Raw genomic sequence first — 21,716 nt, forward strand, 5'->3', positions numbered from 1 at the left:
GTCGCAGCCCCGACCCGCGGTCACGAGCGGGGGCTCCTATCTTTTTAGTGCCCTCGGATTGGGTCATAGTGTCTGTCGTGGCCGGGGGAGTAAGTCTTCCGTTCTTTTCACTAATCGATCGATTCGTCCCAGGAGGCTCGAGCCCGAGAGGGGGCGAGCGTTTGGGGCGTGGCTGCGGCGTTGATTGCCGTGAATGTCAGCTTTGGGCGTATCATCGTGGGCATCTCACAAAACCTCGTTGCAAGGGAGACACACCCCATGGCTACAGAAAAGTCCTCCTCGCGCTCATGGATGTCCGATGCCGCGATCTATCAGATTTACCCGCGCTCGTTTAAGGACTCGACTGGTTCGGGTTTGGGCGATATCGCGGGCATTACCCAGCAGATGGACTATCTTGAGCGGCTGGGTATCGAGGCCATCTGGCTGAGCCCGTTTTACCCATCGCCTCTTGTCGATGGCGGCTATGACGTGGCGGACTACTGCGATGTCGACCAACGTCTCGGCTCGCTTGACGACTTCGATGACATGATCGCCGCGGCTCACGCGCGCGGCATCAAGGTCATCGTCGACATCGTGCCCAACCATTCGTCCAACCAGCACCCCTGGTTCAAAGCCGCTCTTGCCGCCGGCCCCGGATCGCCCGAGCGCGCCCGCTATATCTTCCGTGATGGTCGCGGCGAGCATGGCGAGCTGCCTCCCACCAATTGGAATGCCAACTTTGGCGGCCCCGCCTGGACGCGTGTTGCGGACGGTCAGTGGTATCTGCACATGTTTACGCCCGAGCAGCCGGACTTTGACTGGTCATGCCCCGAGGTTCGCGCGTTCTTTTGCGACGTCCTGGCGTTTTGGAGCGATCGAGGCGTCGATGGCTTTCGCATTGATGTGGCGCACGGTCTCGCCAAGGATCTCGACCGCGATGATCTCGACCAGTGGCATCTCGCCGAGGGCGATGACATGGTTGACGACGGCACCCATCCGCTGTGGGATCGCAACGAGGTTCACGAGATCTATCGCGAGTGGCGCCGCGTGTTCGACCGCTATAATCCGCCGCGCAGCGCTGTTGCCGAGGCGTGGGTGCTGCCCGAGCGCCAGTATCTCTACGCGCGCCCCAGCGAGCTTGGCCAGACATTTAACTTTGAGTTCGCCAAGGCCACTTGGGCCTATGATGACATGCACGCTGCAATCGAGGAGGGCTTGAAGGCAGCCATCGAATCCGATTCCGCCTCGACCTGGGTACTTTCCAACCACGACGTGCCTCGTGTGGCGACGCGCTTCGCCCTGCCGCAGATCAAGGCGACGCGCTACCACCAGATTGCGCTCGACTGGCTCTTACGCGACGGGTCGTCTTATGACGAGGACCGTGAACTCGGCGAGCGCCGCGCGCGGGCGGCCCTTTTGCTTGAGCTGGCGCTTCCGGGCTCGGCATACGTGTATCAGGGTGAGGAGCTCGGCCTTTTTGAGGTGGCTGACATCCCGTGGGCTGCACTCGAAGATCCCACTGCGACCAATACGCACGGATCGAAGCGCGAGAAGGGGCGCGACGGCTGTCGTGTGCCCCTGCCGTGGGTGGCGACGGACGATCCCGCGCAGGGCGGATCGTTTGGATTTTCGCCGATGGACGCCGATGCGGCGCCCCATCTGCCGCAGCCTGCATGGTTTTCCGATTACGCTGCCGATAGGGAAGAGGCGGACCCGACATCGATGCTTGCGCTCTATCGTGACGCCCTCTGGCTGCGGCGCAAGCTGCGCGGGTGCGCTAACGATCTTGCGTGGCTCGATCTTGACGGGCGCACCGGCCTTGCGGATGGTGCCGAGGGCGCTGAGGGCGGCGTCATCGCCTATCGCCGCGACAACGGCTGGGCGTGTGTGACGAACTTCGGTGCAGCACCCGTGGAGCTGCCGGCGGGCAAGGTCCTGCTCACCTCATCACCGCTTGCAGACGGCAGACTTGCGCAGGACAGCTCTGCCTGGATCATGCTCGCTGAGTTGTAGGGGGCCTCTTGCGGCGAGTTTGCGTTTGCTCGCGCTTTCCGTGGTGGCTGATGTCTTCGCGAGGTTCGAGAGGGCGTCGCAAAACTTTTCAAAAAAAAGTTCTTGCATAGGATGCGGGTATCACGTAAGATTAATCCTCGTAAGCGGACATGGCTCAGTTGGTAGAGCACAACCTTGCCAAGGTTGGGGTCGCGGGTTCGAGCCCCGTTGTCCGCTCCATTTGGGCGTTTAGCTCAGGGGGAGAGCGCTTCCCTGACACGGAAGAGGTCAGAAGTTCAAATCTTCTAACGCCCACCAAATGTTCGCAGCCCAGAGGCTTAGCCTCTGGGCTGTTTTGTTTTGCTCGCCAAATGGGTCGCCAAATACGTCACCAAATTTCGAGTTTTTTGATCTTCTGGGATGCTTCTCAGTAGTCATCCGAGAAAACTCTCATCTTCTCTGTTTGCATACACATATCTTTCAAGGATTCGTGCCGCGGTTACATGGGGCTCGGCAAGGCACGACCGCAACATGTTGGTCAAGCATAATCTTTTGGATTCTTTTGGCGTGAGCGGCTTGGTTTTGGTAGGATTTGTCAGCGGCTTGACTAAGGGGGTTTTATAACTGCCATGCAGGTAGCCGTGTTGGTAACGTTTTACCGACTTGCCAAGAACCCCTCATAATTAATGCGTCTGCAAAATGACCAATTGCTTTGACCTGCTGAAACACTATATGTTGTGTTTGAACTAAAAAAAGAATACAGGATATAGATGCCTCTTTGTCGTATGATAGATGGCGGACAGAGAACGAGGACCTTATTTGCCCCATTTGGATAGATCTTTGAGCCGCTTGATCGGCCGCGAGGATTGTCCGCATGAGGACCTATGGTTTATCGAGAACACAGATTGCGCGACGGCGCCGCAAGACAGGGGCAAGCCCTGCCGGGCATCGTTTGGCTCTGAAGCGCAATGAGACTACGACGCGAAAGAGGCAAGAGGATGAAGATCATCAAGCGCAGCGGCACCGAGGTTGTCTTTGACATCGATAAGATCGTCAATGCGATTCGCGCCGCAAACTTGGAGGTCGAGGAGAGCTCTCGTCTAACCGACCGCCAGGTGGTTTATGCGGCGCAAAACGTCGCCGAGGCATGCGAGAACGCGGGCCACACCGTTTCGGTCGAGGAGATCCAGGATTTGGTCGAGGACGAGATCATGCGTCTCGACTGCTACGAGGTCGCCCGCCACTACATCATCTATCGCTATGTTCAGAGCCTGAAGCGCCAGAAGAACACGACCGATGACAAGATCCTGTCGTTGATCGAGTGCAATAACGAAGAGGTCAAGCAGGAGAACTCTAACAAGAACCCGACCGTCAACTCCGTTCAGCGCGACTACATGGCCGGCGAGATTTCCAAGGACCTGACTCAGCGCGTGCTGCTGCCCCAGGAGATCGTGGATGCCCACAACGAGGGCCTGATCCACTTCCACGATTCCGACTACTTTGCCCAGCACATGCATAACTGCGACCTGGTGAACCTGGAGGATATGCTCCAGAACGGCACCGTTATCTCGGGCACGCTGATCGAGAAGCCGCATAGCTTCTCGACTGCCTGCAACATCGCGACGCAGATTATCGCCCAGGTTGCTTCTTCCCAGTACGGCGGCCAGTCTATTTCGCTGACCCATCTCGCCCCCTTTGTTGAGGTGAGCCGTCAAAAGATTCGCGGCGAGGTTGCCCGCGAGCTCGAGGAGCTCGGTGTTTCGGCATCTGCCGAAAAGGTCCGTGAGGTCGTTGAGGACCGTCTGCGTGACGAGATCCGTCGCGGCGTCCAGACGATTCAGTATCAGGTCGTGACCCTTATGACCACCAATGGCCAGGCGCCGTTCGTGACGGTCTTTATGTATCTCAATGAGGCCCGTACGCCCCAGGAGAAGCACGACCTTGCCATGATCGTGGAGGAGACGCTTCGTCAACGCTATGAGGGCGTTAAGAACGAAGCCGGTGTGTGGATTACCCCGGCATTCCCCAAGCTTATCTATGTACTCGAGGACGATAACGTTCACGAGAATTCCCCGTACTTCTACCTGACCCAGCTTGCTGCCAAGTGCACCGCCAAGCGCATGGTGCCCGACTACATCTCCGAGAAGAAGATGCGCGAGCTCAAGCTGTCGAAGGGCGAGACCGCCGGCAACGGCGATTGCTACACCTGCATGGGTTGCCGCAGCTTCTTGACGCCCGACCGCTCGGGCAACGGCTTTAACAATGTCGCCAACGCGCTGAACTATGACCCGACCAAACCCAAGTACTATGGCCGCTTTAACCAGGGTGTTGTGACCATCAACCTGCCCGATGTCGCGCTGAGCTCGCATCAGGACATGGACAAGTTCTGGAAGATCTTCGACGAGCGCCTTGAGCTGTGCCACCGTGCTCTGCTGTGCCGTCATGAGCGCCTGATGGGCACGCTTTCGGATGCCGCGCCGATTCTTTGGCAGTACGGTGCCCTAGCGCGTCTGAAGAAGGGCGAGACGATCGATAAGTTGCTCGTGGGCGGATACTCTACCATCAGCCTTGGCTATGCCGGCCTGTATGAGTGCGTCAAGTACATGACGGGCCACAGCCACACCGAGAAGGAAGGCACGCCGTTTGCCATGGCCGTCATGCAGCGCATGAACGACAAGTGCGCGGAGTGGAAGGCCGAAAGCGATATCGATTTCTCGCTGTACGGTACGCCGTTGGAGTCGACGACCTACAAGTTCGCCAAGTGCCTGCAGCGCCGTTTTGGTATTATCCCGGGCGTGACGGACAAGGGCTACATTACCAACAGCTATCACGTCCACGTGTCCGAGGAGATCGATGCCTTCGATAAGCTTAAGTTTGAGGGCATGTTCCAGCAGCTTTCGCCGGGCGGTGCTATCTCTTACGTTGAGGTTCCCAACATGCAGGACAACCTCAAGGCTGTCATTCGCGTGATGCAGTACATCTACGACAACATCATGTACGCCGAGCTCAACACCAAGAGCGACTACTGCCAGGTGTGCGGCTACGATGGCGAGATCAAGATTGTTGAGGACGATGGCAAGCTGGTGTGGGAGTGCCCCAACTGCGGCAACCGCGACCAGGAGAAAATGAACGTCGCTCGTCGTACGTGCGGCTACATCGGTACCCAGTTCTGGAACCAGGGCCGAACCGAGGAGATCCGCGACCGCGTGCTGCATCTCTAATAACCATCCCAGGCTGCCCTGTAGCGAGGCCCCGGACCTTTACTCGCTATTTCGGACAGTCCTGGCTCACGACGGAGGCGCCACTGGCGCCTCCTGTTCGTGCGGAACTCATATCGAGCAAAGGTCCGGGGCCTCGCTACGGGGCAGCCAAGTTGATGTAGCTGAGATGCAGCATGCGGTCTGCTCACTCTTCGAAGTTCTTAGCGGAAATGAGTTGACCTGCGACAACGGTCTGCTTGCGATAACGGTTGAGCTGCAGCATTGTTTTTATTGGACCTCGAACCCTATACTCGATGTTCGCTGAGTTCATTGAGTATCGCTCGCGAGGGGTCTGGAGTATATCGTCCCGCCCGCAGTTTCGCAGGCCGAAGGCCGAGAATGTTTGAGGACGGGATGATATACTCCAGACCCCCAGGAAGGTTACCTATGAACTACGCGAACATTAAGTATTTCGACATTGCTGATGGAGAAGGCGTTCGTACTTCTCTGTTTGTAAGCGGGTGCCGTCGTGGGTGCAAGAATTGCTTTAACTCTGTTGCGTGGGACTTTGCTGCGGGTGAGCCGTTCGATCGTGCCGTCGAGGACAAGATTATCAAGAGTCTCGATCATCCCTTTATCGATGGTCTGACGATTCTGGGCGGCGAGCCCATGGAGCCCGAGAATCAGGCGGGGCTCGTTGAGTTTGTCGAGCGTGTTCGCGCGGCCTATCCAGTGGGGTCGGGGAAGACCATTTGGTGCTTTACCGGTGACGTGCTCGAGGAGCTTATGCCGGGTGGTCGTCATCATACCGAGGTGACGGACCGCATCTTTGCCTGCCTCGACATGTTGGTGGACGGCCCGTTTGTTCAGGACCTGTACGATATCACGCTGCGCTTTAGGGGCTCGAGCAACCAGCGCGTGATCGATATGAACGCTACGCGCGCCCGTGCTGAGCGCGAGGGCGTTGCGCTTTGTGATGCGGTTGAACTTTGGCGCGATGATCCGGTCTATTCGACCCATACTATGTAGCTTGTGGTCGATGCCGGAGGGCGTGGTACCATAGTGCGAACGTGAAATCGGAAAAGTGAGGCCCAGATGGTCGATCAGGAAAAAGTCGAGGCCGCCATTAAGCTGTTGCTTGAGGGCATAGGCGAGGATCCAACTCGTGAGGGCCTGCTGGAGACCCCGGCGCGCGTTGCCCGTATGTATGGCGAGATCGCCGGCGGTGTGGACCAGAGTGCCGAGGAGCACCTGTCCAAAACCTTTGCCGTCGCTTCGAACGATTTGGTTATCGAGCGCGACATCACGTTCTACTCGCTGTGCGAACATCATCTGCTGCCGTTTTATGGCAAGGCCGCCATTGGTTATATCCCTAACGGTCGGGTGGCCGGGCTTTCCAAGCTTGCTCGCACGATTGAGGTTTATGCCCGCCGTCTGCAGCTGCAGGAGCAGCTGTGTGCGCAGGTTGCCGATGCCCTCATGGAGTATCTCGCTCCCCAGGGAGCGATTGTGTTGATGGAGGCCGAGCATATGTGCATGACGATGCGTGGCGTGCAAAAGCCCGGCACCAAGACCGTGACGCTCGCTCGCCGCGGCGTCTTTGAGACCGATCCCGCGCTCGAGGAGCGTTTCTTTAGGATGCTGGACCGCTAACCATGAGAGTCGTCAACGACTTTACATCGAAGACCGATGAGGGGACGTCGCGTCGCGGCTTTATGGCTTCGGGCCTGGCCCCCTTTGGCGCCATGCCTCGCATTGATTACATTTGTACCAACGGGCTGTTCCGGCGGCACCTGGGCAACATTGCACAGTTGGAATCGGGGCGCATCTTCTGCCGCCACGGTATTGACCATCTGCTCGATGTCGCTCGCATTATGTGGATCAAGAATCTCGAGGAGCAGCTCGAATTTGACCGCGAGGTCATCTACGCCACGGCACTTCTTCACGATATCGGCAAAGATGAACAGTATGAATCGGGTATATCCCATGATGTTGCAAGCGAACGCGTCGCTGATGCGATCCTCGGTGGCATGCCCGATGACATGGCGTTTGAGCCGGCCGATGCCGCAGCCATTAAGACGGCCATTCTGGGCCATCGAAAGCTGCGCGTGAGCAGCCAACCGCTTGAGCGTCTGCTCTATGCAGCCGACAAAGCGTCGCGCGCCTGCTTTGCATGCCCCGCGCGCAATGCTTGCAACTGGAGCGATGATAAAAAGAACCTGTCGATTCGCGTGTAGTTGATTTGCGCGGTCGGGGTTCTAAACGAAGGAGACGATCGCGATGAGTAACAAGAAACTGCCCGAGAATGCCACCAAGACTGAAGGCGCCGAGCTCGCTCGCCGTGGAAGGGGCGAAATATCCACCGCAACGGCGGTGCCTCACGTGAGCTATGACGATCTGCGCCATGCCGATCGTATTGCCATTGACGGCCTTGAGGTTTTTGCCAACCATGGCGTGTATCCCGAGGAGAACGCGCTGGGTCAGAAGTTCATCGTTTCTCTGGTGCTCTATGCCGACCTGCGCGCGGCGGGGGAGCACGATAACCTGGATGCCTCGATTGACTACGGCTCGGTGTGCCACGATGTTGATGGCTATCTGCGCGAGCATACGTTTAAACTCATCGAGGCGGCAGCCGAGGGGACGGCCCAGATGCTGCTGCGCCGTTATCCCTCGCTGCTTGGTGTGCGCATAAAGCTCGATAAACCGTGGGCGCCTGTCGGCTTGCCGCTGGCAAGCTGCGGCGTCGAGATCGAGCGCGTGCGCTAGTCGACGCTAGAGCTTGTTGAGGGGTGGCTGCTTGAGCCGCTGCGACAGAGCTCTATTGTTAGGGCAGTACGTGTCGAGCAGGGCGTGAAACCGCTGGTTGTGGCTTGGCTCGAGCAAGTGGACGAGCTCATGGGCGACAACCATGTCGAGGCATTCGACGGGGTAGGCGGCGAGCTCGCGCGCGATGCGAATGGCGCCGGTTTTGGGTGTGCAGGAGCCCCAACGCGTTTTCATGCTGCGCACGGAGACGCGGGCCACGGTGACGCCCATTGCGATTTCGTACGCGTGCACGATGTCGCGTAGCGCTGCGGTGACCTCGGACGCGTAGAGCTGGTCGATGTGGGCTTGGAGCTCGTCGGACGTTAGGCCGTCGAGGATTGCGCGCCGCTTGGCCTGTGGGCTTTCGTCCGATTCGTCGGTACCCATAAAACTTGCGAAGGTGGCCTGCTTGGGTCGCGGTGCGGGCGATGCAAAGTTGTGATCGAGTGCGTCCTGTACCGTGATGGGCTTGCCCCAAAGTGCAATGATGGACGATGGGCTGAGCGGCTCTCGCGCTGTCGCCTGACGTTGCTCACGTTGGGCAAGTCGGCTGATAATCCAGGCGCTGTTGCGCTTCACAAACGCTTCGATGCGCTCGCGACCGGCACCGAGCGGTGCGCTGGCGTGGACCTCACCGCTCGATGTGACGCGTAGGTTGAAGTTCTTGACGCGTTTTTTGGTAACGATGACGGGCAAGGCCGTCCCATCCGGTCGGGATACGGAAATCGTAAATTGCTGCGTCAAATGTGATCCTTCAGATTGGGGGGGGCGGGCCGGCATGTCGACCGCTCGGCATGCCGGCCCGCTCAAGGGATGCGAAAATAATTGCGCTCTTAATAACGCTCAAAGAAAGCAAGCGCGTTGTCGCTGCAGAGCTTCTGCATCACGGTCTTGCCAAAATGCTTGGAAAGCATGTTCTGGAATTCGGGCATCTTGCTGGCATCGGAGAGGAAAGCGGGCACCGTGGCGCCGTCCCAGTCGCCGCCGAGCGCGATGACGTCCTCGCCGCCCAGGTCGAGCCAGTGCTCGATATGTGCCGCCAGCTGGTCGAAGGTGACGTCTGCGGCGGTTTTGTCGGTTGCGTCGTTGGAAAGGAACTCGCTGCAGTAGTTGAGGCCGACGATGCCACCCATGTCGCGAATGGTGCGGAACTGGTCGTCGGTGAGGTTGCGCTTGACGCCGCAGACGGTGCGGGAGTTGGAGTGGCTGGCGACGAAGGGGCGCGTGGCATGGGCGACAACCTCGTCAAAGCACTCATCGTTGAGGTGGGAGACGTCGAGCACCATGCCGGCGTGCTCCATCTGCGTAAGCGCCTCGATACCGGCGGCGGTGAGACCGGCGTGGGTGTCGTGGCCGCTCGCGAGCGGTCCCTGCGCATTCCAGCTGAGTGACGACATGAGTACGCCCAGGCTCTTGAGCACCTCGATCAGCGCGGGGTCCTCGGCAAAGAACGTGGCGTTTTCGATGGTGTGGATGCAGGCGACCTTGCCGTCTTTGAGCGCGGGGCGAATGTCTGCGGCGTTGCGTACGTTGACCATGCGGTCGTGGTTGAGCATTGCTTGGCCGCTCATGTGTGCCATGATCTGCGCCTGGAAGCGCGCGGCGTGGGCGGTGGGAATCTCGTCGGGGACAAACGTGGCGAAGCACTGTGCCCACGGCGTGTTGCCGATCTTTGCGAGCGAGATGGCGCAGGCGTTGCCCTCGATGAGGTCGAAATCTTGCGGATGCGTTTCGTCGCCGGGGAAATAACCGTCGGTGCCGGCGGTAAAGCGCAGGTCGAGATCGAGCGTGGCCCAGCCGATGCGGTCGGCGGTGTCGCAGTGTAGGTCAAATACGGGATATGCCATGGTTCCTCCGGTTGCAGCGTTTCTTTGCAAACTGTCCTTGAATTGTATGACTAGGGTATAGTTAGCGCCATATGTTCACGGCGGCCCGCGTTGTGCGCCGCCCTTATCACGGAGGTTACCATGTCCAACCAGGGCAAGAAGGTCAAGACTCATTATCGCGGCACGCTCGACGACGGCACGCAGTTCGATAGCTCCTACGATCGCGGCGAGCCGCTGGAGTTCACCTGCGGCGCCGGCCAGATGATCAAGGGCTTCGACGCCGCTGTTGTCGACATGCAGGTGGGCGAGAAGAAGACCGTGCACATTCCTGCTGCCGATGCCTACGGCGAGCACAATCCCGAGATGGTTCTGACCTTCCCGGCCGAGCAGGTTCCCAACATCGAGCAGATCGAGAAGGGCATGAAGCTCTTCCTGTCCACGCCGAGCGGCATGCCCGTTCCCGCCGTCGTCATTGACGTGACGCCCGAGGCTGTGACGCTCGACGCCAACCACGAGTTGGCCGGCAAGGACCTCAACTTTGATATCGAGCTCGTTGAGGTCGAGGGTTAGAGTATGCCTGAACGCCTGGTTTCGACGACATGCTTGGGAAATCTCAACGATCCGTCCTATGAACTCCTGCTTCGCCGGAAGTCGGGCGGCGTCTTTGAAGTTGACGAGCTGCTGCTCGATTGGGACCAGGCCGATGTATGCGCGTTTGTGGGCGTGACGGAGCTGGGGCGCACGATTGATGTTCGGCTGGATGCTACCGACGGCGGTCGTCTTGCCGATGGCGACGTGCTCGCCATTGACCGTTCGGGCATGGTGCCCGTGGCGGTTGTCGTGCGCCTGCGCAGCGCCGAGGTTTATTTGGTCGAAGTCGACCGCATGGATCCGATTGCGCTCGCGCATGCGTGCTGGGAGATCGGCAACATGCATGCGCCGCTCTTCCGGGGCGACTCGGACGAGCATACCGTGCGCATGTATACGCCGGTGCAGCCTGTTTTGGGCCGTATGCTCCGGGGTGTCGAGAGTGTTCGGCTCTCGGTGGTTACCCGCGAACTCGATGCGGACCGACGCTTTGCATCGAGCGCGGCGGATGTCGTCGTGAGCATGGCTCCCGACTTTACCATCGTAAAAAAGACGCGCGGCTAAGCGCGCGTATGCGCAAGACGGGCTTTGAGGGGCGACCAATCAAAGTCCGTCTTGCTGTTGATAGGAGGCTTTGGGGGAAGCATATGGGTCTTGAGGGAATCAAGCTGATTGCATGCGATTTGGACGGCACGTTGCTGCATCCGGGGGAGCGCGAGCCGCGTTCCGAGGCCTTTGAGCTCATTGATGAGCTGCATCGTCGCGGTATCGTGTTTATGCCGGCGAGCGGCCGTCAATATGCGAGCTTGCGCTACCTGTTTGCCCCGGTGGCCGATGAACTCGCCTATGTATGCGAAAACGGAGCCCTGGTGATGAGCGAGGGGCGTGCCGTTGTCAAGCGTTCCATGGAGCGTAGCCTTGCTATGGATATCGCGAATGCCGTGGTTGCGTATCCCCATGCCGACGTGACCCTTTCGTGTGAGGGGCACCTCTACACCATGGGCGGCAACGATGCGTTTGTTGACCACCTGCGTTATGAGGTCCACTGCGATGTGGCGGTAGTCGACCGTCCCGAAGACATCGACGAGGACGTCATTAAGATTGCCTTCCAGACGCCCGAGGCGGAGCAGCAGGCGGCGCTGGAGTATTTCGAGCGCCACTTTAGCGATCGAGTCGATGTCATGACATCGGGAACCGAATGGACGGACTTTATCGGTTTCGATTCGGGCAAGGGCTCCGCGCTTGCCGATTACGGTCACGCCCTGGGGATTTCGCCCGATGAGATGATGGCGTTTGGCGACAATGAGAACGATCGTGACATGCTCAACGTGGTGGGCCATCCCTATCTGATGGAGAGCTGCAACCCCAGCATGCGCGGCATCAACGACCGCGTCCGCTACGCGCGCACGGTCGAAGAAGAACTGCGTCGTCTACTTGCTGTGTAGGCATGTCCCAAACATCTACCGGCAGTCGGGGCAGAGACCCTCGAAGATGGTGTAGTGCGATGTGACGTGCCAGCCGATTTGCTCGGATGCCTTGGCGTCGAGCTGGGCATCGAAGGGGAGCGGTACGTCGATGACGCGGCTGCACGAGGTGCAGATGATATGTGCGTGCGGCTCGATCGTGCGATCGAAGCGGCTGCCGCCCGGCGTCTTGATGGAGAGGATCTCGCCGGCGTCGGCCAAGAGATTGAGATTGCGGTAGACCGTACCACGGCTGATTTTGTCATCCTGCGCGCGCACGACGTTGTAAATTTCGTCGGCGGTGGGATGGTTATAGCTTTGGCGCACGGCGTCGAGAACCAGCTTTCGCTGCTTGGTATTCCTTCTTTGCACCGCCATGCGCCTCGCCTCTTTTCTATCAACGGTCGTAGGTAAATGATACCGTATTTAGCACACAATACTAATAACGAGGAATGAAACCGTCTTCATTGGCAAGTGGGGCTCGGGTCTGGGCGTCTACGAGGCGAAAACGCGTTCCCATGCGCTCGTAGGAGGCATGAAGCGCCTCGAGATGAGATAGGATGTTTGCCGGAGCCCCCTGTATCTCCATCTCGACTGAGCCGTCTTCCATGTTGCGCACCCAGCCGGTGAGTGCGCGTGCCTGCGCGAGGTTGGTGTTGGTAAAGCGAAAACCGACGCCCTGGACTTGCCCCTCCCAGCGCAGGAAATAGCGCAGGGGAGCGTCTTGAGTGGCCTCGTCGCTTGCGAGCACAGTAAGCCTGCGGCGCAGCTCGAGCTCGACGTTTGATGGTTTTTGAGGCTCTCGACTGCCACCGGTGACGCTGGAGAAGAACGTATCGAAGAGACCCATCGCTATGCCTGCTTGCCTGCATCGGCCGGGAAGGTTATGCCGGCCTGCTGGCGCACGGCATCCATGATGCGCAGTGAGACGAGCGTGACATCGCGGTAGTGGCCAAGCTCGTGGCGTCCCGCCGGGGTCTCCCAAATCTCTTCCTTAACGTTATCGATGCCGCCGATGGCGCTGATAAAGTCTGTGAGTTCGTATTCCATAGTGTTGCTCGATTCGGGCAGGTCGAGCACGCGGCCGTTGTCGCCCTGTTCGCGCGGTGCCTCGGTCGCCGAGCCACGTACGACGTCGCCGCGGTAGTCGATGCGGACGTTGCGGGGCGTGGACAGATGATCGATCTGGATAGTGCCACGCTCGCCTTCGATCTGCGAGGGCAGCAGGTCATTCGTAATTTTGGAGTGCGCGAGCTCGACGGAGATACGGCCACCGCCGTAGCTGGCGAGGATGGATCCGCAGCCGTCGATGGGGCCGTGCGTGAGCTGTCGCGTGGTGGGGTCGAGCAGAGTAATCATGCTCGTAAGGCCGGAGGGCATGCCGAAAATCTCGACCATGGGCTCGACGGTGTAGACGCCAATGTCCATGAGGGAACCCGATGCCATATTGCAGTCGAAGATATTGGTGGCGCGTCCCGCGAGAATCTCGTTGTAGCGCGAGGAATATTTGCCAAAGCGCAATGAGGCGCGGCGGATGGGGGCGATCTCGCCCAGGGCGTCCTCGATGGCGTGGAAGGCGGGATCGTGGAGGGGACGCATGGCCTCGAGGGCCACGACACCTGCTGCCTCGGCAGCGCGGAAGACTTCCAGCGCCTGCGCTTCGGTGGCGCAGAAGGGCTTCTCGACGATGACGTGCTTGCCACCGGCGATGCAGGCAAGGGCCTGCTCGTAGTGAAGTGCGTTGGGGCTGCCGATATAGACGGCGTCGACGTCGGCGGCTGCCGCAAGCTCATCGAGTGAGGTAAAGTTTCGCTCGCCATCGCGCTCGGCGGTAAAGGCAGCACCGCGATTGGCATCGCGTGAAAGCGTGCCCACAAACACGGCTTGGTCGTTGGCGTTGACGACTTGGATAAAGTCGTCGGTGATCATGGATGTGCCGATGGTCGCGATGCGCAGCATACGTCCCCCTTGCGTTGTTTGGTCTACAGGATGAGTGTAGCGCGTGGGGATATAAAGCTGTACGAAAACGCTATTACAGGTCGCTCTCGTTAAAGCCGGTGTCGATATCGAGGTTGCTGCCGTCGGCCGCCGTGGTGGCGAGCTCATCGCAGCGCTCGTTGAGCTCGTGGCCGGCGTGACCCTTAACCCAGATGAACTCAACCTTGTGCTTGCTTTTGGCGGTGAGTAGGCGCTCCCACAGGTCGCGGTTCTTGACGGGCTGCTTGTTGGCGGTTTTCCACCCGCGCTTTTTCCAGCCGTCGATCCAGTGCTTGTTAAAGGCGTTGACGACGTACTGCGAATCGGAATGGACTTCGACCTCGCAGGGGCGGTTGAGTGCCTCGAGCGCCACGATAACGGCCATGAGCTCCATGCGGTTGTTGGTGGTCTTGGCGTAGCCGCGCGAAAGCTCGGAGGTAAAGGTCTTGCCGGCGGGGTTGGTGTATTTGAGCACGGCGCCGTAGCCGCCGCGTCCCGGATTTGATCGGGCCGAGCCGTCGGTATAGATGATGACCTTCACGGGTTTCCTTTCTTTGAGTGCATTTCATGTGAGTGACCATTGTAGCGCCATGCCCGCCGGGGGCCAGCAATCTACGATTTCTGCCCCGTCTTCCGACTGTTAGCTGGCATGGATGATGCGGTTGAGCTCGTCGAGGTATTGCTGCAAGAGGAGAGAGGGCTTGCGCTCGTCGTGCATGATGTAGCCAACGTGCATCGTTGGGGCGTCTGCTAACGGGATCGATGCCATGCCCCATTGCATTTCATTGGAGAGGACACCGGTCGACAGGGTGTAACCGTTCGACGTGATAAGTAAGTTGGTAAGTGTTCCGCGGTCCGAGATTCGTATGTTGCGGTCGCAAGGGATATAGCTAAAGGGTTCCTCGGCGTAATAGAAGGAGTTTGAGGTTCCCTGCTCAAAGCTGTAGCGCGTATAGGGCGTGAGGTCGGCAAGGGACAGTTGAGGGCGGCGTGCGAGCGGATGGCGTTCGCTGACGAAGACGTGGACCGTCGCGTCGAAGAGGGGATGGAAGCTTGCGCGGGCATCGGCGAAGGCCTTCTGCAAGACACGGGTATTAAAGTCGTCCAGATAGAGGATGCCGATGTCGCTGCGAAACGCGCGCACGTCGTCGATGATCTGCGATGTGGTGGTCTCGCGCATGATGAACTCGAACTTGCTGTCGCGGCAGCGCTCGACTACGTTGACAAAGGCCTCGACCGAAAAGGCGTAGTGCTGGGCGGAAATGGCGAGGCGGGCTTGCGGGGTGCCGCCGTCCTCGTAGCGTGCCTCGAGCATGTCGGCCTGCTCTACGACCTGGCGCGCATAGCCCAAAAGCTCGGTGCCGTCGTTGGTGAGCGTGACGCCGCGGCTGGAGCGCGTAAAGATCTCCAGATGGAGCTCCTGTTCCAGGCTTTTGACGGCGTTTGAGATGTTGGACTGAGCAGTATAGAGGCGTTGAGCTGCGGCGTTGATTGAGCCGGACTCTGCCACGGTGATCAGAAAACGAAGCTGCTGAAGGGTCATCGACACCATCCTTTCGATAGTTATCTATAAAACAGATAACAAGTTAGCGCTTTTAAGTGATTGACCGAGGGGGACAATGCCCGTACTATTCAAAACACACAAAGGCGGTAGGTTATTAAGCCGACCACGGAATCGGGACGCGAAAGGAGGCCCGCATATGAATTGCTTACCAAGACGAATGCCGGGCTCCTGTTTGCGCCCGTCGGCGTGATCAGGAGACAGCGACTTACTTCTCTCTTTTTACTTACTTTCGTTCGATCAAGGAGATCATCATGAGCCAGTTCATCAACAACCCCGAGCACACCTTTGGTTTCGATACCCTGCAGCTGCACGTTGGCCAGGAGAGCGCCGATCCCGCATCCGACTCCCGTGCCGTGCCGATCTACCAGACCACGAGCTATGTGTTCCGCAACTCCCAGCACGCCGCCGACCGCTTTGGTCTTGCCGACGCCGGTAACATCTACGGCCGTCTGACCAACTCCACCCAGGGCGTCTTCGAGGACCGTATCGCCGCGCTCGAGGGCGGAGTGGCAGGTCTTGCCGTCGCCTCCGGCGCTGCTGCCATCACCTATACCCTGCAGGCTCTTGCCCAGGCTGGTGACCACGTGGTGGCTCAGAAGACCATCTACGGTGGCTCCTACAACCTGCTGGAGCATACGCTCTCCCAGTTTGGCGTCGAGACCACGTTTGTCGATGCCCATAACCTGGAAGAGGTTGAGGGTGCCATCAAGGACAGCACCACGGTCATCTATCTCGAGACGCTCGGCAACCCCAACTCCGACATCCCCAACATCGACGCCATCTCCGAGATTGCCAAGAAGCACGGTCTGCCGGTTGTCGTCGACAACACCTTCGGCACCCCGTATCTGTTCCGTCCGCTGGAGCACGGCGCCAACATCGTCGTCCACTCCGCAACTAAGTTCATCGGCGGCCACGGTACCTCGCTGGGCGGTGTGATCGTCGACGGCGGTAACTTCGATTGGAAGGCGAGTGGCAAGTACGCCCAGATCGCTGAGCCCAACCCCTCCTACCATGGTGTTTCGTTTGCCGAGGCTGCCGGTCCCACCGCCTTCGCAACCTATGTCCGCGCTATCCTGCTGCGTGACGAGGGCGCCTGCATCAGCCCGTTCAACGCCTGGGTCCTGCTCCAGGGCACCGAGACTCTGTCGCTGCGCGTCGACCGTCATGTCGAGAACACCAAGAAGGTCGTTGAGTTCCTGGCTGGCGACAGCCACGTCGCCAAGGTGAATCACCCGAGCCTGCCTGAGCACCCCGATCACGAGCTCTATCAGAAGTACTTCCCCCGTGGCGGTGCTTCGATCTTTACCTTTGAGATTAAGGGTGGCCAGGAGGCTGCATGGAAGTTCATCGATCATCTGCAGGTGTTCTCGCTGCTCGCCAACGTGGCCGACGTCAAGTCGCTCGTCGTGCACCCGGCTACCACCACGCACTCCCAGCTCTCTGCCGAGGAGCTCGCCGAGCAGAACATCACGCCCTCCACGATCCGTCTTTCCATCGGTACCGAGAACGCCGAGGATATCATTTGGGATCTGAAGCAGGCCTTCGCCGCGCTGGACGAGTAAGGCGACTTGTGCAAGGACCCCTTGCGACTCGATAGGTATAACTGCATAAAATGCCTGCTCAAGGCGCCTGTGCGAACAACGGCTGCACAGGCGCCTTTTTTGCATAGAGAGGGTGCAAAAACAGGGTTTTTGACACGCTTTATGCATTCGAGTTGTGGAAAACTCCTGTTGAGAGGATGTGAGTTTTACGCAATTGACGTGCGCCTTTTGAGTAAAACCGCAGGTCGCGATTTGCTTGGGGTACTATGCAGCGCGATCGAATCACACGCAGCTCAAACGCAGCAAAAACGCACTACGGAGGTTTCCAGCTACATGAGGATCGATTCACGAAAACCGAAAGCCGCCGCCCTTTCCGCCGCTCTGACCGTGGCACTTTTGGCGGGCGCCGGCGCAACTGATGCCCACGCGGCAACACTATCCGATACGGTCGGATCTACGCCGTCCGAGGCGACGCTGATGCAGCCCGTCGACTACCGCGGCGACGGTTATGGCTCTATGCAGGAGTGGAACGCCTCGATGGGGGCAAAGCGCGACTCCCTGGAGATGCGCGCTCAGATCATTATGAATATGTATGGCGACTATGCTACCGATGACGAGCGCGCTGTGTTGCAGAGTTGCATCGACGGTGCGGGTAGCCTGTTGACGATGGGGGAGGTCGACGCCAAGTCGACCGAGCTCGACGAGCTTCGCTCCACGCTTGAGGATGCCAAGCGCGAGGCGCTCGAGGCTGCCGCAGCCGAAGCCGAGGCCGCTGAAGCCGTTCAGGCTTCGTATTACAACGCCGGCTCCGGCTCGTCTTACGCGCCTGCTGCGTATTACGCGAACGGTTCGGGCCTGACGCGCTCGAGCGGCGTCAATAACTATAACGGTCGTCGTGAGACTTATTACAGCAGCAACGTGTTGTATCACCACCGCACGGGCGAGTGGACCCAGGATTCCGAGGGCTTTTGGCGCGATTCCGATGGCTACTACGTCGTTGCCGCGGGCGATAAAGCCCAAGGCTCCACGTTTACCGGATCCAAGGGCGAGTGCAAGGTCTATGACTCCGGCTGCGCAGCCGGAACCACCGACTACTACACTGGCTGGTAATTTTTCTGCAACACGGATATTTGGCGGATGGGCGTCTTTACCGAGCTTTAGGGCAACGTAAGGACGCCCGTTTTTTGTGCGTGCTTGAGTTAACAGAGCGCTTACCGTGGCAGTACGCCGCGCATATGGGCGCGGGGCACACTAAGTCATGAGAAGCAAGGTCTTTCCCGTGGAGGAAGTGGTCTTATGAACGCTCGAGATATCGCTATTGCCGCCGTCGCACTTGCACTTGGTTGTCTTGGTCCTACGGCCGCGCTTGTCGCGGGCATGCAGGGCTTGTGCGGAGCTGCTCCTATCGTTGTGGGGGCCCTGATTGCTGTCGCTGCGCTGGGAAGCGCCGGTGTCGTCCTTTGCCGTGATGATGAGGATGGTGTGCGGGGCTCGCAACTCTAACAGCTGCGAAGCTGGTTTTAGCTATAGATGAAGAAGGAAACCGCCACAAGGGGAGTGTCCCTTGCGGCGGTTTTGCTGTTGAGGCTGTTGACTGCGGTATGTCGAGCGCTACCAGCTTGCCTCGATATCGCGAATGCGCGAATAGAGCCATTCGTTTTGCGGCACTTGGATATCGTGTTTGGCGGCTAGGCGGCAGATGGTGCCCGCAAACTCCTCGACCTCGGTCTTGCGTCGTGCGATGCGGTCCTGCGCCATCGAGGGCATACCGGCGGGGTCGATTCCCTCGATGAGGTACACCATCTGCGTCAGGTCTGCCTCGGTCAGCTCAACGCCCTCGGCATTGGCGACCGCAAGCGTTTCGCGCATGGCGGAAACAAAGCAGCGGAACTGCTCGGATCCCTGCTCCGTGGCGCTTCCGTAGGTACCGCCGTAGGCCATGCAGGTTTGGTTGATGCCGTCGTTGAGCATGAGTTTGGCCCACATGCGGTGCGCAATGTCGCTCTCGACGGTATGGGCGATGCCGCAGCGCGTGTAAAGCTCGTCGATTGCGGTGATGGTTGCGGGGTCCGTACCGGCCGCCGCGCCAAAGCGGATTTCGCCAGTGTTGGTAAAGGTGAGCTCTCCGTTGAGGAACACGGCGTCCATACCCTGGCAAATCCCAAGAACGGTATGCTTCCAGCCAAAGCGCTCGGCAATCTTTTGCTCGCTGGTGATACCGTTGCAAAGGGATGCGATGAGCGTGTCGGGCCCTACGATGTGTTCCATAGTCTTGAGCGCCTGGTCGAGTCCGGTTGTCTTGACCGCAAGAATGACCAGATCGGCGGGCGTTGCCTCGCTGACGCGGACGGATTTGAGTGCACAGGGCTCGCCGTTGACCGTAAGGGCGTCGCCTGCGTGACGCTCAAAACGGGCGTCATCCATAACGTATTCGACGGCGTCATTGCCGAGGGCCTTGGCAATCATGCTGCCGTAGAGCAGGCCGACGCCGCCCTTGCCGATAAAGGCGACCTTGTTGATCTGCATGTGAATCATCTCCTCACAAAAAGGCGCCCGCATATGGAGCGCCTGATGGATTGTATGTCGCCGGGGCGTTTGGTGAGCGCGCGGGGCTGCTGTTATGAAAAAGAAACTATTGCGCTGTGCGCTTATGCCGCGGGGCAGACCGCAAAAACGCGCGCGGGGTATCCGACGCCATCGCGGACCTTGGGGAAGGTGCAGAAGATGACAGCGCCCGTGGCGGGAAGCTCGTCTAGATGGTCCATGACCTCGATCTGGTAACGGTCGACCGAGAGGATGTACTGCTCGCCGGGGTAGGGGTAGGCGTCCTCACGTGTGGTCACGGACGCGGGGTCGGTGTCTGCCGGCTCGTGGCCGATGGCGCCGATGTTGCGCTCTTCAACGAGCCACTTGATGGCGTCGAGGTCCCAGCCGGGGTAGTGGGGCTGGCCGTCCTCGTCCTTGTTCTCGAGATTGGCGAGTTTGGACCAGTCGGAGCGGAAGGCGACAAAAGCGTCTTTGGGAATGCGACCGTGCTCATCCTCCCATGCTTTGAGGTCCTCGACGGTCAGGACGAAATCGGGGTTTGCGGCGCACTCCTCGTGCTTGTCGATTACGCAGAGCGGATGCATAAACTCGATAGGTTTAATCTCGCCAAGGGAACGGCCATCGACATGGAAGTGGCGCGGTGCGTCGACGTGGGTGCCGTACTGCGAGGCGACCGAATACTGGAAGCAACGCATGGGCGCGAGCATGTCTTCGGACGTGCCGGGCAGGTAGTCGAAGAGCTTGGTGGACTCAAACGGCTTAAAGCCAAACCAGTGTGGGGTGTCGCACGAGAGCGTGTGGGTGAGGTTGACCCAGCGATAATCGGTGCTTTTGAGCTGGGATGCGAGGTTCCAAAGGTCGAGCGCGGGCATGGGTGGCTCCTTTCATCGGGCTTTTTGCTGATGTTAAAGCGCTGGCGTGACGGCTCGATTTCTGCTGCGTTACGATACGTTCTCGATTGCGATTCCACGATGTTTCGGCCGCATGACCGTTGTGTTTCGCCGTGCCGGGGCGCTGATGGCGAAGGGAGGGGCCGTGCAATACCGCGTTGACCCCAAAAGTGGTAACCGAATATCCGCTCTCGGTCTGGGCTGCATGAGGTTTCCCGGTGCGCCGGGCCATCCGGACGCTAAGGCAGCCGACGCCATCATTTCCCATGCGGTGGAGCGGGGGATCAATTATCTGGATACCGCGTATCTCTATCCCGGTAACGAGGCATGCGTGGGCGCCTCACTTGAGCGCTTGGGGCTGCGCGACCGGGTGTTGCTGGCGACTAAGTTGCCGCACGCTTCGTGCAAATGCGCGGAGGATTTCGACCGGTTTTTCGACGAGCAACTGCGTCGCCTGCGGACCGACCATATCGACTACTACCTTATGCACAACATCACCTCGCCCGCCCAGTGGGAGCGCGTGGTGGCGTTGGGCATCGAGGACTGGATTGCGCACCAAAAGGCTGCGGGGCGTATTCGCCAGATAGGTTTTTCGTACCACGGCAGTGCGGCGGACTTCCTCACGATGCTTGACGCGTATGACTGGGATTTTTGCCAGATCCAGTACAACTACGCTGGAGAGCGATATCAGGCGGGAACGGCGGGGCTCATGGAGGCTGCGGATCGCGGGCTCGCGGTGTTTGTGATGGAGCCGCTGTTGGGCGGGCGTTTGGCGGGCAAGCTGCCGCCGCGGGCCCGCGCCGTGCTCGATGGCGCCCATGACCCGCGCCTGCGCACTCCTGCCGCCTGGGGGCTTTCGTGGGTGTGGAACCATCCTCAGGTCACGATGCTGCTTTCGGGAATGACCGATACCGCGCAAGTGGATGAGAACGCGGCGCTGGCCGACCGAGCCCTGCCGGATTCGATGACGGGCGCTCAGCTCGATACCATTGCGCGCGTGCTGACGGAATTTGAAAAATCGAATCGCGTGCCCTGTACGGGATGCGGCTACTGCATGCCGTGTCCCAAAGGCATCAATATCCCTGGGTGTTTTGCCGCCTACAATGCAAGCTATGCGCACAGCTGGTTTACGGGTCTATCGCAGTATTTTACGGCGAGCGCGGTGCGGACGAGCGAGCCCAAGTTGGTGAGCAACTGCGTTAAATGCGGCAAATGCGCGCGTCACTGCCCGCAACACATCGATATTCCCGAGCGTCTCGACGATGTGCGCCGACGTTTCCAGCCTGGCCCCGTAACGGCCGCGCTTAAAGCCTTCCGCATAGCGCGCTCCTCATGACCCTTTTA

The 21,716-nt window shown here is 59.3% G+C and carries 22 protein-coding genes and 2 tRNA genes; 15 read left to right on the forward strand and 9 right to left on the reverse strand.

Going from position 1 to position 21,716, the window contains the following annotated elements; all coding sequences use genetic code 11:
* Positions 1–258 precede the first annotated feature (258 nt).
* From PMW67_RS06165 to folB, 8 genes are all read left to right on the forward strand, one after another.
* Positions 259–1,992: a glycoside hydrolase family 13 protein gene (locus PMW67_RS06165; RefSeq protein WP_271739126.1), complete on the forward strand. Its 1,734-nt coding sequence runs from the start codon at positions 259–261 to the stop codon at positions 1,990–1,992.
* Between the two features lie 143 nt (positions 1,993–2,135).
* Positions 2,136–2,211: transfer RNA gene (locus tag PMW67_RS06170), tRNA-Gly, on the forward strand.
* A gap of 3 nt (positions 2,212–2,214) precedes the next feature.
* Positions 2,215–2,289: transfer RNA gene (locus tag PMW67_RS06175), tRNA-Val, on the forward strand.
* A 680-nt stretch (positions 2,290–2,969) separates the two neighbouring features.
* Entirely contained in the window at positions 2,970–5,192 is a 2,223-nt protein-coding gene (gene nrdD / locus PMW67_RS06180) for an anaerobic ribonucleoside-triphosphate reductase (protein ID WP_117583876.1), read from the forward strand.
* 426 nt (positions 5,193–5,618) lie between these two features.
* Positions 5,619–6,200: an anaerobic ribonucleoside-triphosphate reductase activating protein gene (nrdG, locus tag PMW67_RS06185; protein WP_118256421.1), complete on the forward strand. Its 582-nt coding sequence runs from the start codon at positions 5,619–5,621 to the stop codon at positions 6,198–6,200.
* Between the two features lie 66 nt (positions 6,201–6,266).
* Positions 6,267–6,824, forward strand: coding sequence for a GTP cyclohydrolase I FolE (gene folE / locus PMW67_RS06190; protein WP_118256422.1), 558 nt, complete (start codon positions 6,267–6,269; stop codon positions 6,822–6,824).
* Between the two features lie 2 nt (positions 6,825–6,826).
* On the forward strand, positions 6,827–7,408 hold the full coding sequence (locus tag PMW67_RS06195) for an HD domain-containing protein (protein WP_271739131.1): 582 nt from the start codon (positions 6,827–6,829) through the stop codon (positions 7,406–7,408).
* 43 nt (positions 7,409–7,451) lie between these two features.
* A complete protein-coding gene (folB, locus tag PMW67_RS06200) occupies positions 7,452–7,937 on the forward strand; it encodes a dihydroneopterin aldolase (protein WP_117758571.1) in 486 nt (161 codons plus the stop codon).
* A 6-nt stretch (positions 7,938–7,943) separates the two neighbouring features.
* Here folB and PMW67_RS06205 read toward each other — a convergent pair whose 3' ends face one another.
* Positions 7,944–8,672 carry a M48 family metallopeptidase gene (locus PMW67_RS06205; RefSeq protein ID WP_158566310.1) on the reverse strand — a complete coding sequence of 243 codons (729 nt, stop codon included), beginning with the start codon at positions 8,670–8,672 and terminating at the stop codon, positions 7,944–7,946.
* Between the two features lie 137 nt (positions 8,673–8,809).
* Positions 8,810–9,823 carry a dipeptidase gene (locus tag PMW67_RS06210; RefSeq protein ID WP_117758569.1) on the reverse strand — a complete coding sequence of 338 codons (1,014 nt, stop codon included), beginning with the start codon at positions 9,821–9,823 and terminating at the stop codon, positions 8,810–8,812.
* Positions 9,824–9,943: 120 nt separating this feature from the next.
* Here PMW67_RS06210 and PMW67_RS06215 point away from each other — a divergent pair, with 120 nt between their 5' ends.
* The 3 genes from PMW67_RS06215 to PMW67_RS06225 all read left to right on the forward strand — a co-directional run bounded on the left by PMW67_RS06215 (position 9,944) and on the right by PMW67_RS06225 (position 11,835).
* The gene (locus tag PMW67_RS06215) at positions 9,944–10,372 is read left to right on the forward strand and encodes an FKBP-type peptidyl-prolyl cis-trans isomerase (RefSeq protein ID WP_035138874.1); all 429 of its coding nucleotides are present in this window, start codon (positions 9,944–9,946) and stop codon (positions 10,370–10,372) included.
* A gap of 3 nt (positions 10,373–10,375) precedes the next feature.
* Complete coding sequence (locus PMW67_RS06220) at positions 10,376–10,954, forward strand: urease accessory protein UreE (protein WP_271739135.1); 579 nt, start codon at positions 10,376–10,378, stop codon at positions 10,952–10,954.
* A gap of 83 nt (positions 10,955–11,037) precedes the next feature.
* The gene (locus PMW67_RS06225) at positions 11,038–11,835 is read left to right on the forward strand and encodes an HAD-IIB family hydrolase (protein WP_118094503.1); all 798 of its coding nucleotides are present in this window, start codon (positions 11,038–11,040) and stop codon (positions 11,833–11,835) included.
* Between the two features lie 15 nt (positions 11,836–11,850).
* Here the strand turns inward: PMW67_RS06225 and PMW67_RS06230 are convergent, their stop codons facing one another.
* From PMW67_RS06230 to PMW67_RS06250, 5 genes are all read right to left on the reverse strand, one after another.
* Positions 11,851–12,231, reverse strand: a complete 381-nt coding sequence (locus tag PMW67_RS06230; RefSeq protein WP_099431458.1) for a Fur family transcriptional regulator — start codon at positions 12,229–12,231, stop codon at positions 11,851–11,853.
* A gap of 61 nt (positions 12,232–12,292) precedes the next feature.
* Positions 12,293–12,703 (reverse strand): acylphosphatase, encoded by a 411-nt coding sequence (locus tag PMW67_RS06235; protein ID WP_117564442.1) that lies wholly within the window; start codon positions 12,701–12,703, stop codon positions 12,293–12,295.
* Positions 12,704–12,705: 2 nt separating this feature from the next.
* Positions 12,706–13,812, reverse strand: coding sequence for a Gfo/Idh/MocA family protein (locus PMW67_RS06240; protein ID WP_118094504.1), 1,107 nt, complete (start codon positions 13,810–13,812; stop codon positions 12,706–12,708).
* Between the two features lie 73 nt (positions 13,813–13,885).
* The gene (rnhA, locus tag PMW67_RS06245; RefSeq protein ID WP_117564440.1) at positions 13,886–14,371 is read right to left on the reverse strand and encodes a ribonuclease HI; all 486 of its coding nucleotides are present in this window, start codon (positions 14,369–14,371) and stop codon (positions 13,886–13,888) included.
* A gap of 99 nt (positions 14,372–14,470) precedes the next feature.
* The gene (locus PMW67_RS06250) at positions 14,471–15,373 is read right to left on the reverse strand and encodes a LysR family transcriptional regulator (RefSeq protein ID WP_118259081.1); all 903 of its coding nucleotides are present in this window, start codon (positions 15,371–15,373) and stop codon (positions 14,471–14,473) included.
* 272 nt (positions 15,374–15,645) lie between these two features.
* Between PMW67_RS06250 and PMW67_RS06255 the strand changes: the two genes are divergently transcribed.
* The 3 genes from PMW67_RS06255 to PMW67_RS06265 all read left to right on the forward strand — a co-directional run bounded on the left by PMW67_RS06255 (position 15,646) and on the right by PMW67_RS06265 (position 18,438).
* Positions 15,646–16,956, forward strand: a complete 1,311-nt coding sequence (locus PMW67_RS06255; protein WP_117583889.1) for an O-acetylhomoserine aminocarboxypropyltransferase/cysteine synthase family protein — start codon at positions 15,646–15,648, stop codon at positions 16,954–16,956.
* 312 nt (positions 16,957–17,268) lie between these two features.
* Positions 17,269–18,045: a hypothetical protein gene (locus tag PMW67_RS06260; protein WP_271739139.1), complete on the forward strand. Its 777-nt coding sequence runs from the start codon at positions 17,269–17,271 to the stop codon at positions 18,043–18,045.
* Between the two features lie 186 nt (positions 18,046–18,231).
* Entirely contained in the window at positions 18,232–18,438 is a 207-nt protein-coding gene (locus tag PMW67_RS06265) for a hypothetical protein (RefSeq protein WP_118376920.1), read from the forward strand.
* Positions 18,439–18,546: 108 nt separating this feature from the next.
* On the opposite strand, the gene PMW67_RS06270 is transcribed toward PMW67_RS06265, so the two are convergent.
* Together PMW67_RS06270 and PMW67_RS06275 are read right to left on the reverse strand one after the other, a co-directional pair.
* Positions 18,547–19,461 carry a ketopantoate reductase family protein gene (locus tag PMW67_RS06270; RefSeq protein ID WP_271739140.1) on the reverse strand — a complete coding sequence of 305 codons (915 nt, stop codon included), beginning with the start codon at positions 19,459–19,461 and terminating at the stop codon, positions 18,547–18,549.
* A gap of 122 nt (positions 19,462–19,583) precedes the next feature.
* Positions 19,584–20,354 (reverse strand): cyclase family protein, encoded by a 771-nt coding sequence (locus tag PMW67_RS06275; protein ID WP_271739141.1) that lies wholly within the window; start codon positions 20,352–20,354, stop codon positions 19,584–19,586.
* 163 nt (positions 20,355–20,517) lie between these two features.
* Between PMW67_RS06275 and PMW67_RS06280 the strand changes: the two genes are divergently transcribed.
* Positions 20,518–21,708: an aldo/keto reductase gene (locus PMW67_RS06280; protein WP_271739142.1), complete on the forward strand. Its 1,191-nt coding sequence runs from the start codon at positions 20,518–20,520 to the stop codon at positions 21,706–21,708.
* The last annotated feature ends 8 nt before the right edge of the window (positions 21,709–21,716 follow it).

The sequence above is a fragment of the Collinsella aerofaciens genome (genome assembly GCF_028209395.1).
Lineage (GTDB): Bacteria > Actinomycetota > Coriobacteriia > Coriobacteriales > Coriobacteriaceae > Collinsella > Collinsella aerofaciens_AZ.

Bases quoted from the DNA above. Each gene is read 5' to 3' on its own strand.
- PMW67_RS06165 (WP_271739126.1), top strand. From the start codon at position 259: ATGGCTACAGAAAAGTCCTCCTCGCGCTCATGGATGTCCGATGCCGCG.
- nrdD (WP_117583876.1), top strand. From the start codon at position 2,970: ATGAAGATCATCAAGCGCAGCGGCACCGAGGTTGTCTTTGACATCGAT.
- nrdG (WP_118256421.1), top strand. From the start codon at position 5,619: ATGAACTACGCGAACATTAAGTATTTCGACATTGCTGATGGAGAAGGC.
- folE (WP_118256422.1), top strand. From the start codon at position 6,267: ATGGTCGATCAGGAAAAAGTCGAGGCCGCCATTAAGCTGTTGCTTGAG.
- PMW67_RS06195 (WP_271739131.1), top strand. From the start codon at position 6,827: ATGAGAGTCGTCAACGACTTTACATCGAAGACCGATGAGGGGACGTCG.
- folB (WP_117758571.1), top strand. From the start codon at position 7,452: ATGAGTAACAAGAAACTGCCCGAGAATGCCACCAAGACTGAAGGCGCC.
- PMW67_RS06210 (WP_117758569.1), bottom strand. From the start codon at position 9,823: ATGGCATATCCCGTATTTGACCTACACTGCGACACCGCCGACCGCATC.
- PMW67_RS06215 (WP_035138874.1), top strand. From the start codon at position 9,944: ATGTCCAACCAGGGCAAGAAGGTCAAGACTCATTATCGCGGCACGCTC.
- PMW67_RS06220 (WP_271739135.1), top strand. From the start codon at position 10,376: ATGCCTGAACGCCTGGTTTCGACGACATGCTTGGGAAATCTCAACGAT.
- PMW67_RS06225 (WP_118094503.1), top strand. From the start codon at position 11,038: ATGGGTCTTGAGGGAATCAAGCTGATTGCATGCGATTTGGACGGCACG.
- PMW67_RS06230 (WP_099431458.1), bottom strand. From the start codon at position 12,231: ATGGCGGTGCAAAGAAGGAATACCAAGCAGCGAAAGCTGGTTCTCGAC.
- PMW67_RS06235 (WP_117564442.1), bottom strand. From the start codon at position 12,703: ATGGGTCTCTTCGATACGTTCTTCTCCAGCGTCACCGGTGGCAGTCGA.
- PMW67_RS06240 (WP_118094504.1), bottom strand. From the start codon at position 13,812: ATGCTGCGCATCGCGACCATCGGCACATCCATGATCACCGACGACTTT.
- PMW67_RS06250 (WP_118259081.1), bottom strand. From the start codon at position 15,373: ATGACCCTTCAGCAGCTTCGTTTTCTGATCACCGTGGCAGAGTCCGGC.
- PMW67_RS06255 (WP_117583889.1), top strand. From the start codon at position 15,646: ATGAGCCAGTTCATCAACAACCCCGAGCACACCTTTGGTTTCGATACC.
- PMW67_RS06260 (WP_271739139.1), top strand. From the start codon at position 17,269: ATGAGGATCGATTCACGAAAACCGAAAGCCGCCGCCCTTTCCGCCGCT.
- PMW67_RS06265 (WP_118376920.1), top strand. From the start codon at position 18,232: ATGAACGCTCGAGATATCGCTATTGCCGCCGTCGCACTTGCACTTGGT.
- PMW67_RS06270 (WP_271739140.1), bottom strand. From the start codon at position 19,461: ATGCAGATCAACAAGGTCGCCTTTATCGGCAAGGGCGGCGTCGGCCTG.
- PMW67_RS06275 (WP_271739141.1), bottom strand. From the start codon at position 20,354: ATGCCCGCGCTCGACCTTTGGAACCTCGCATCCCAGCTCAAAAGCACC.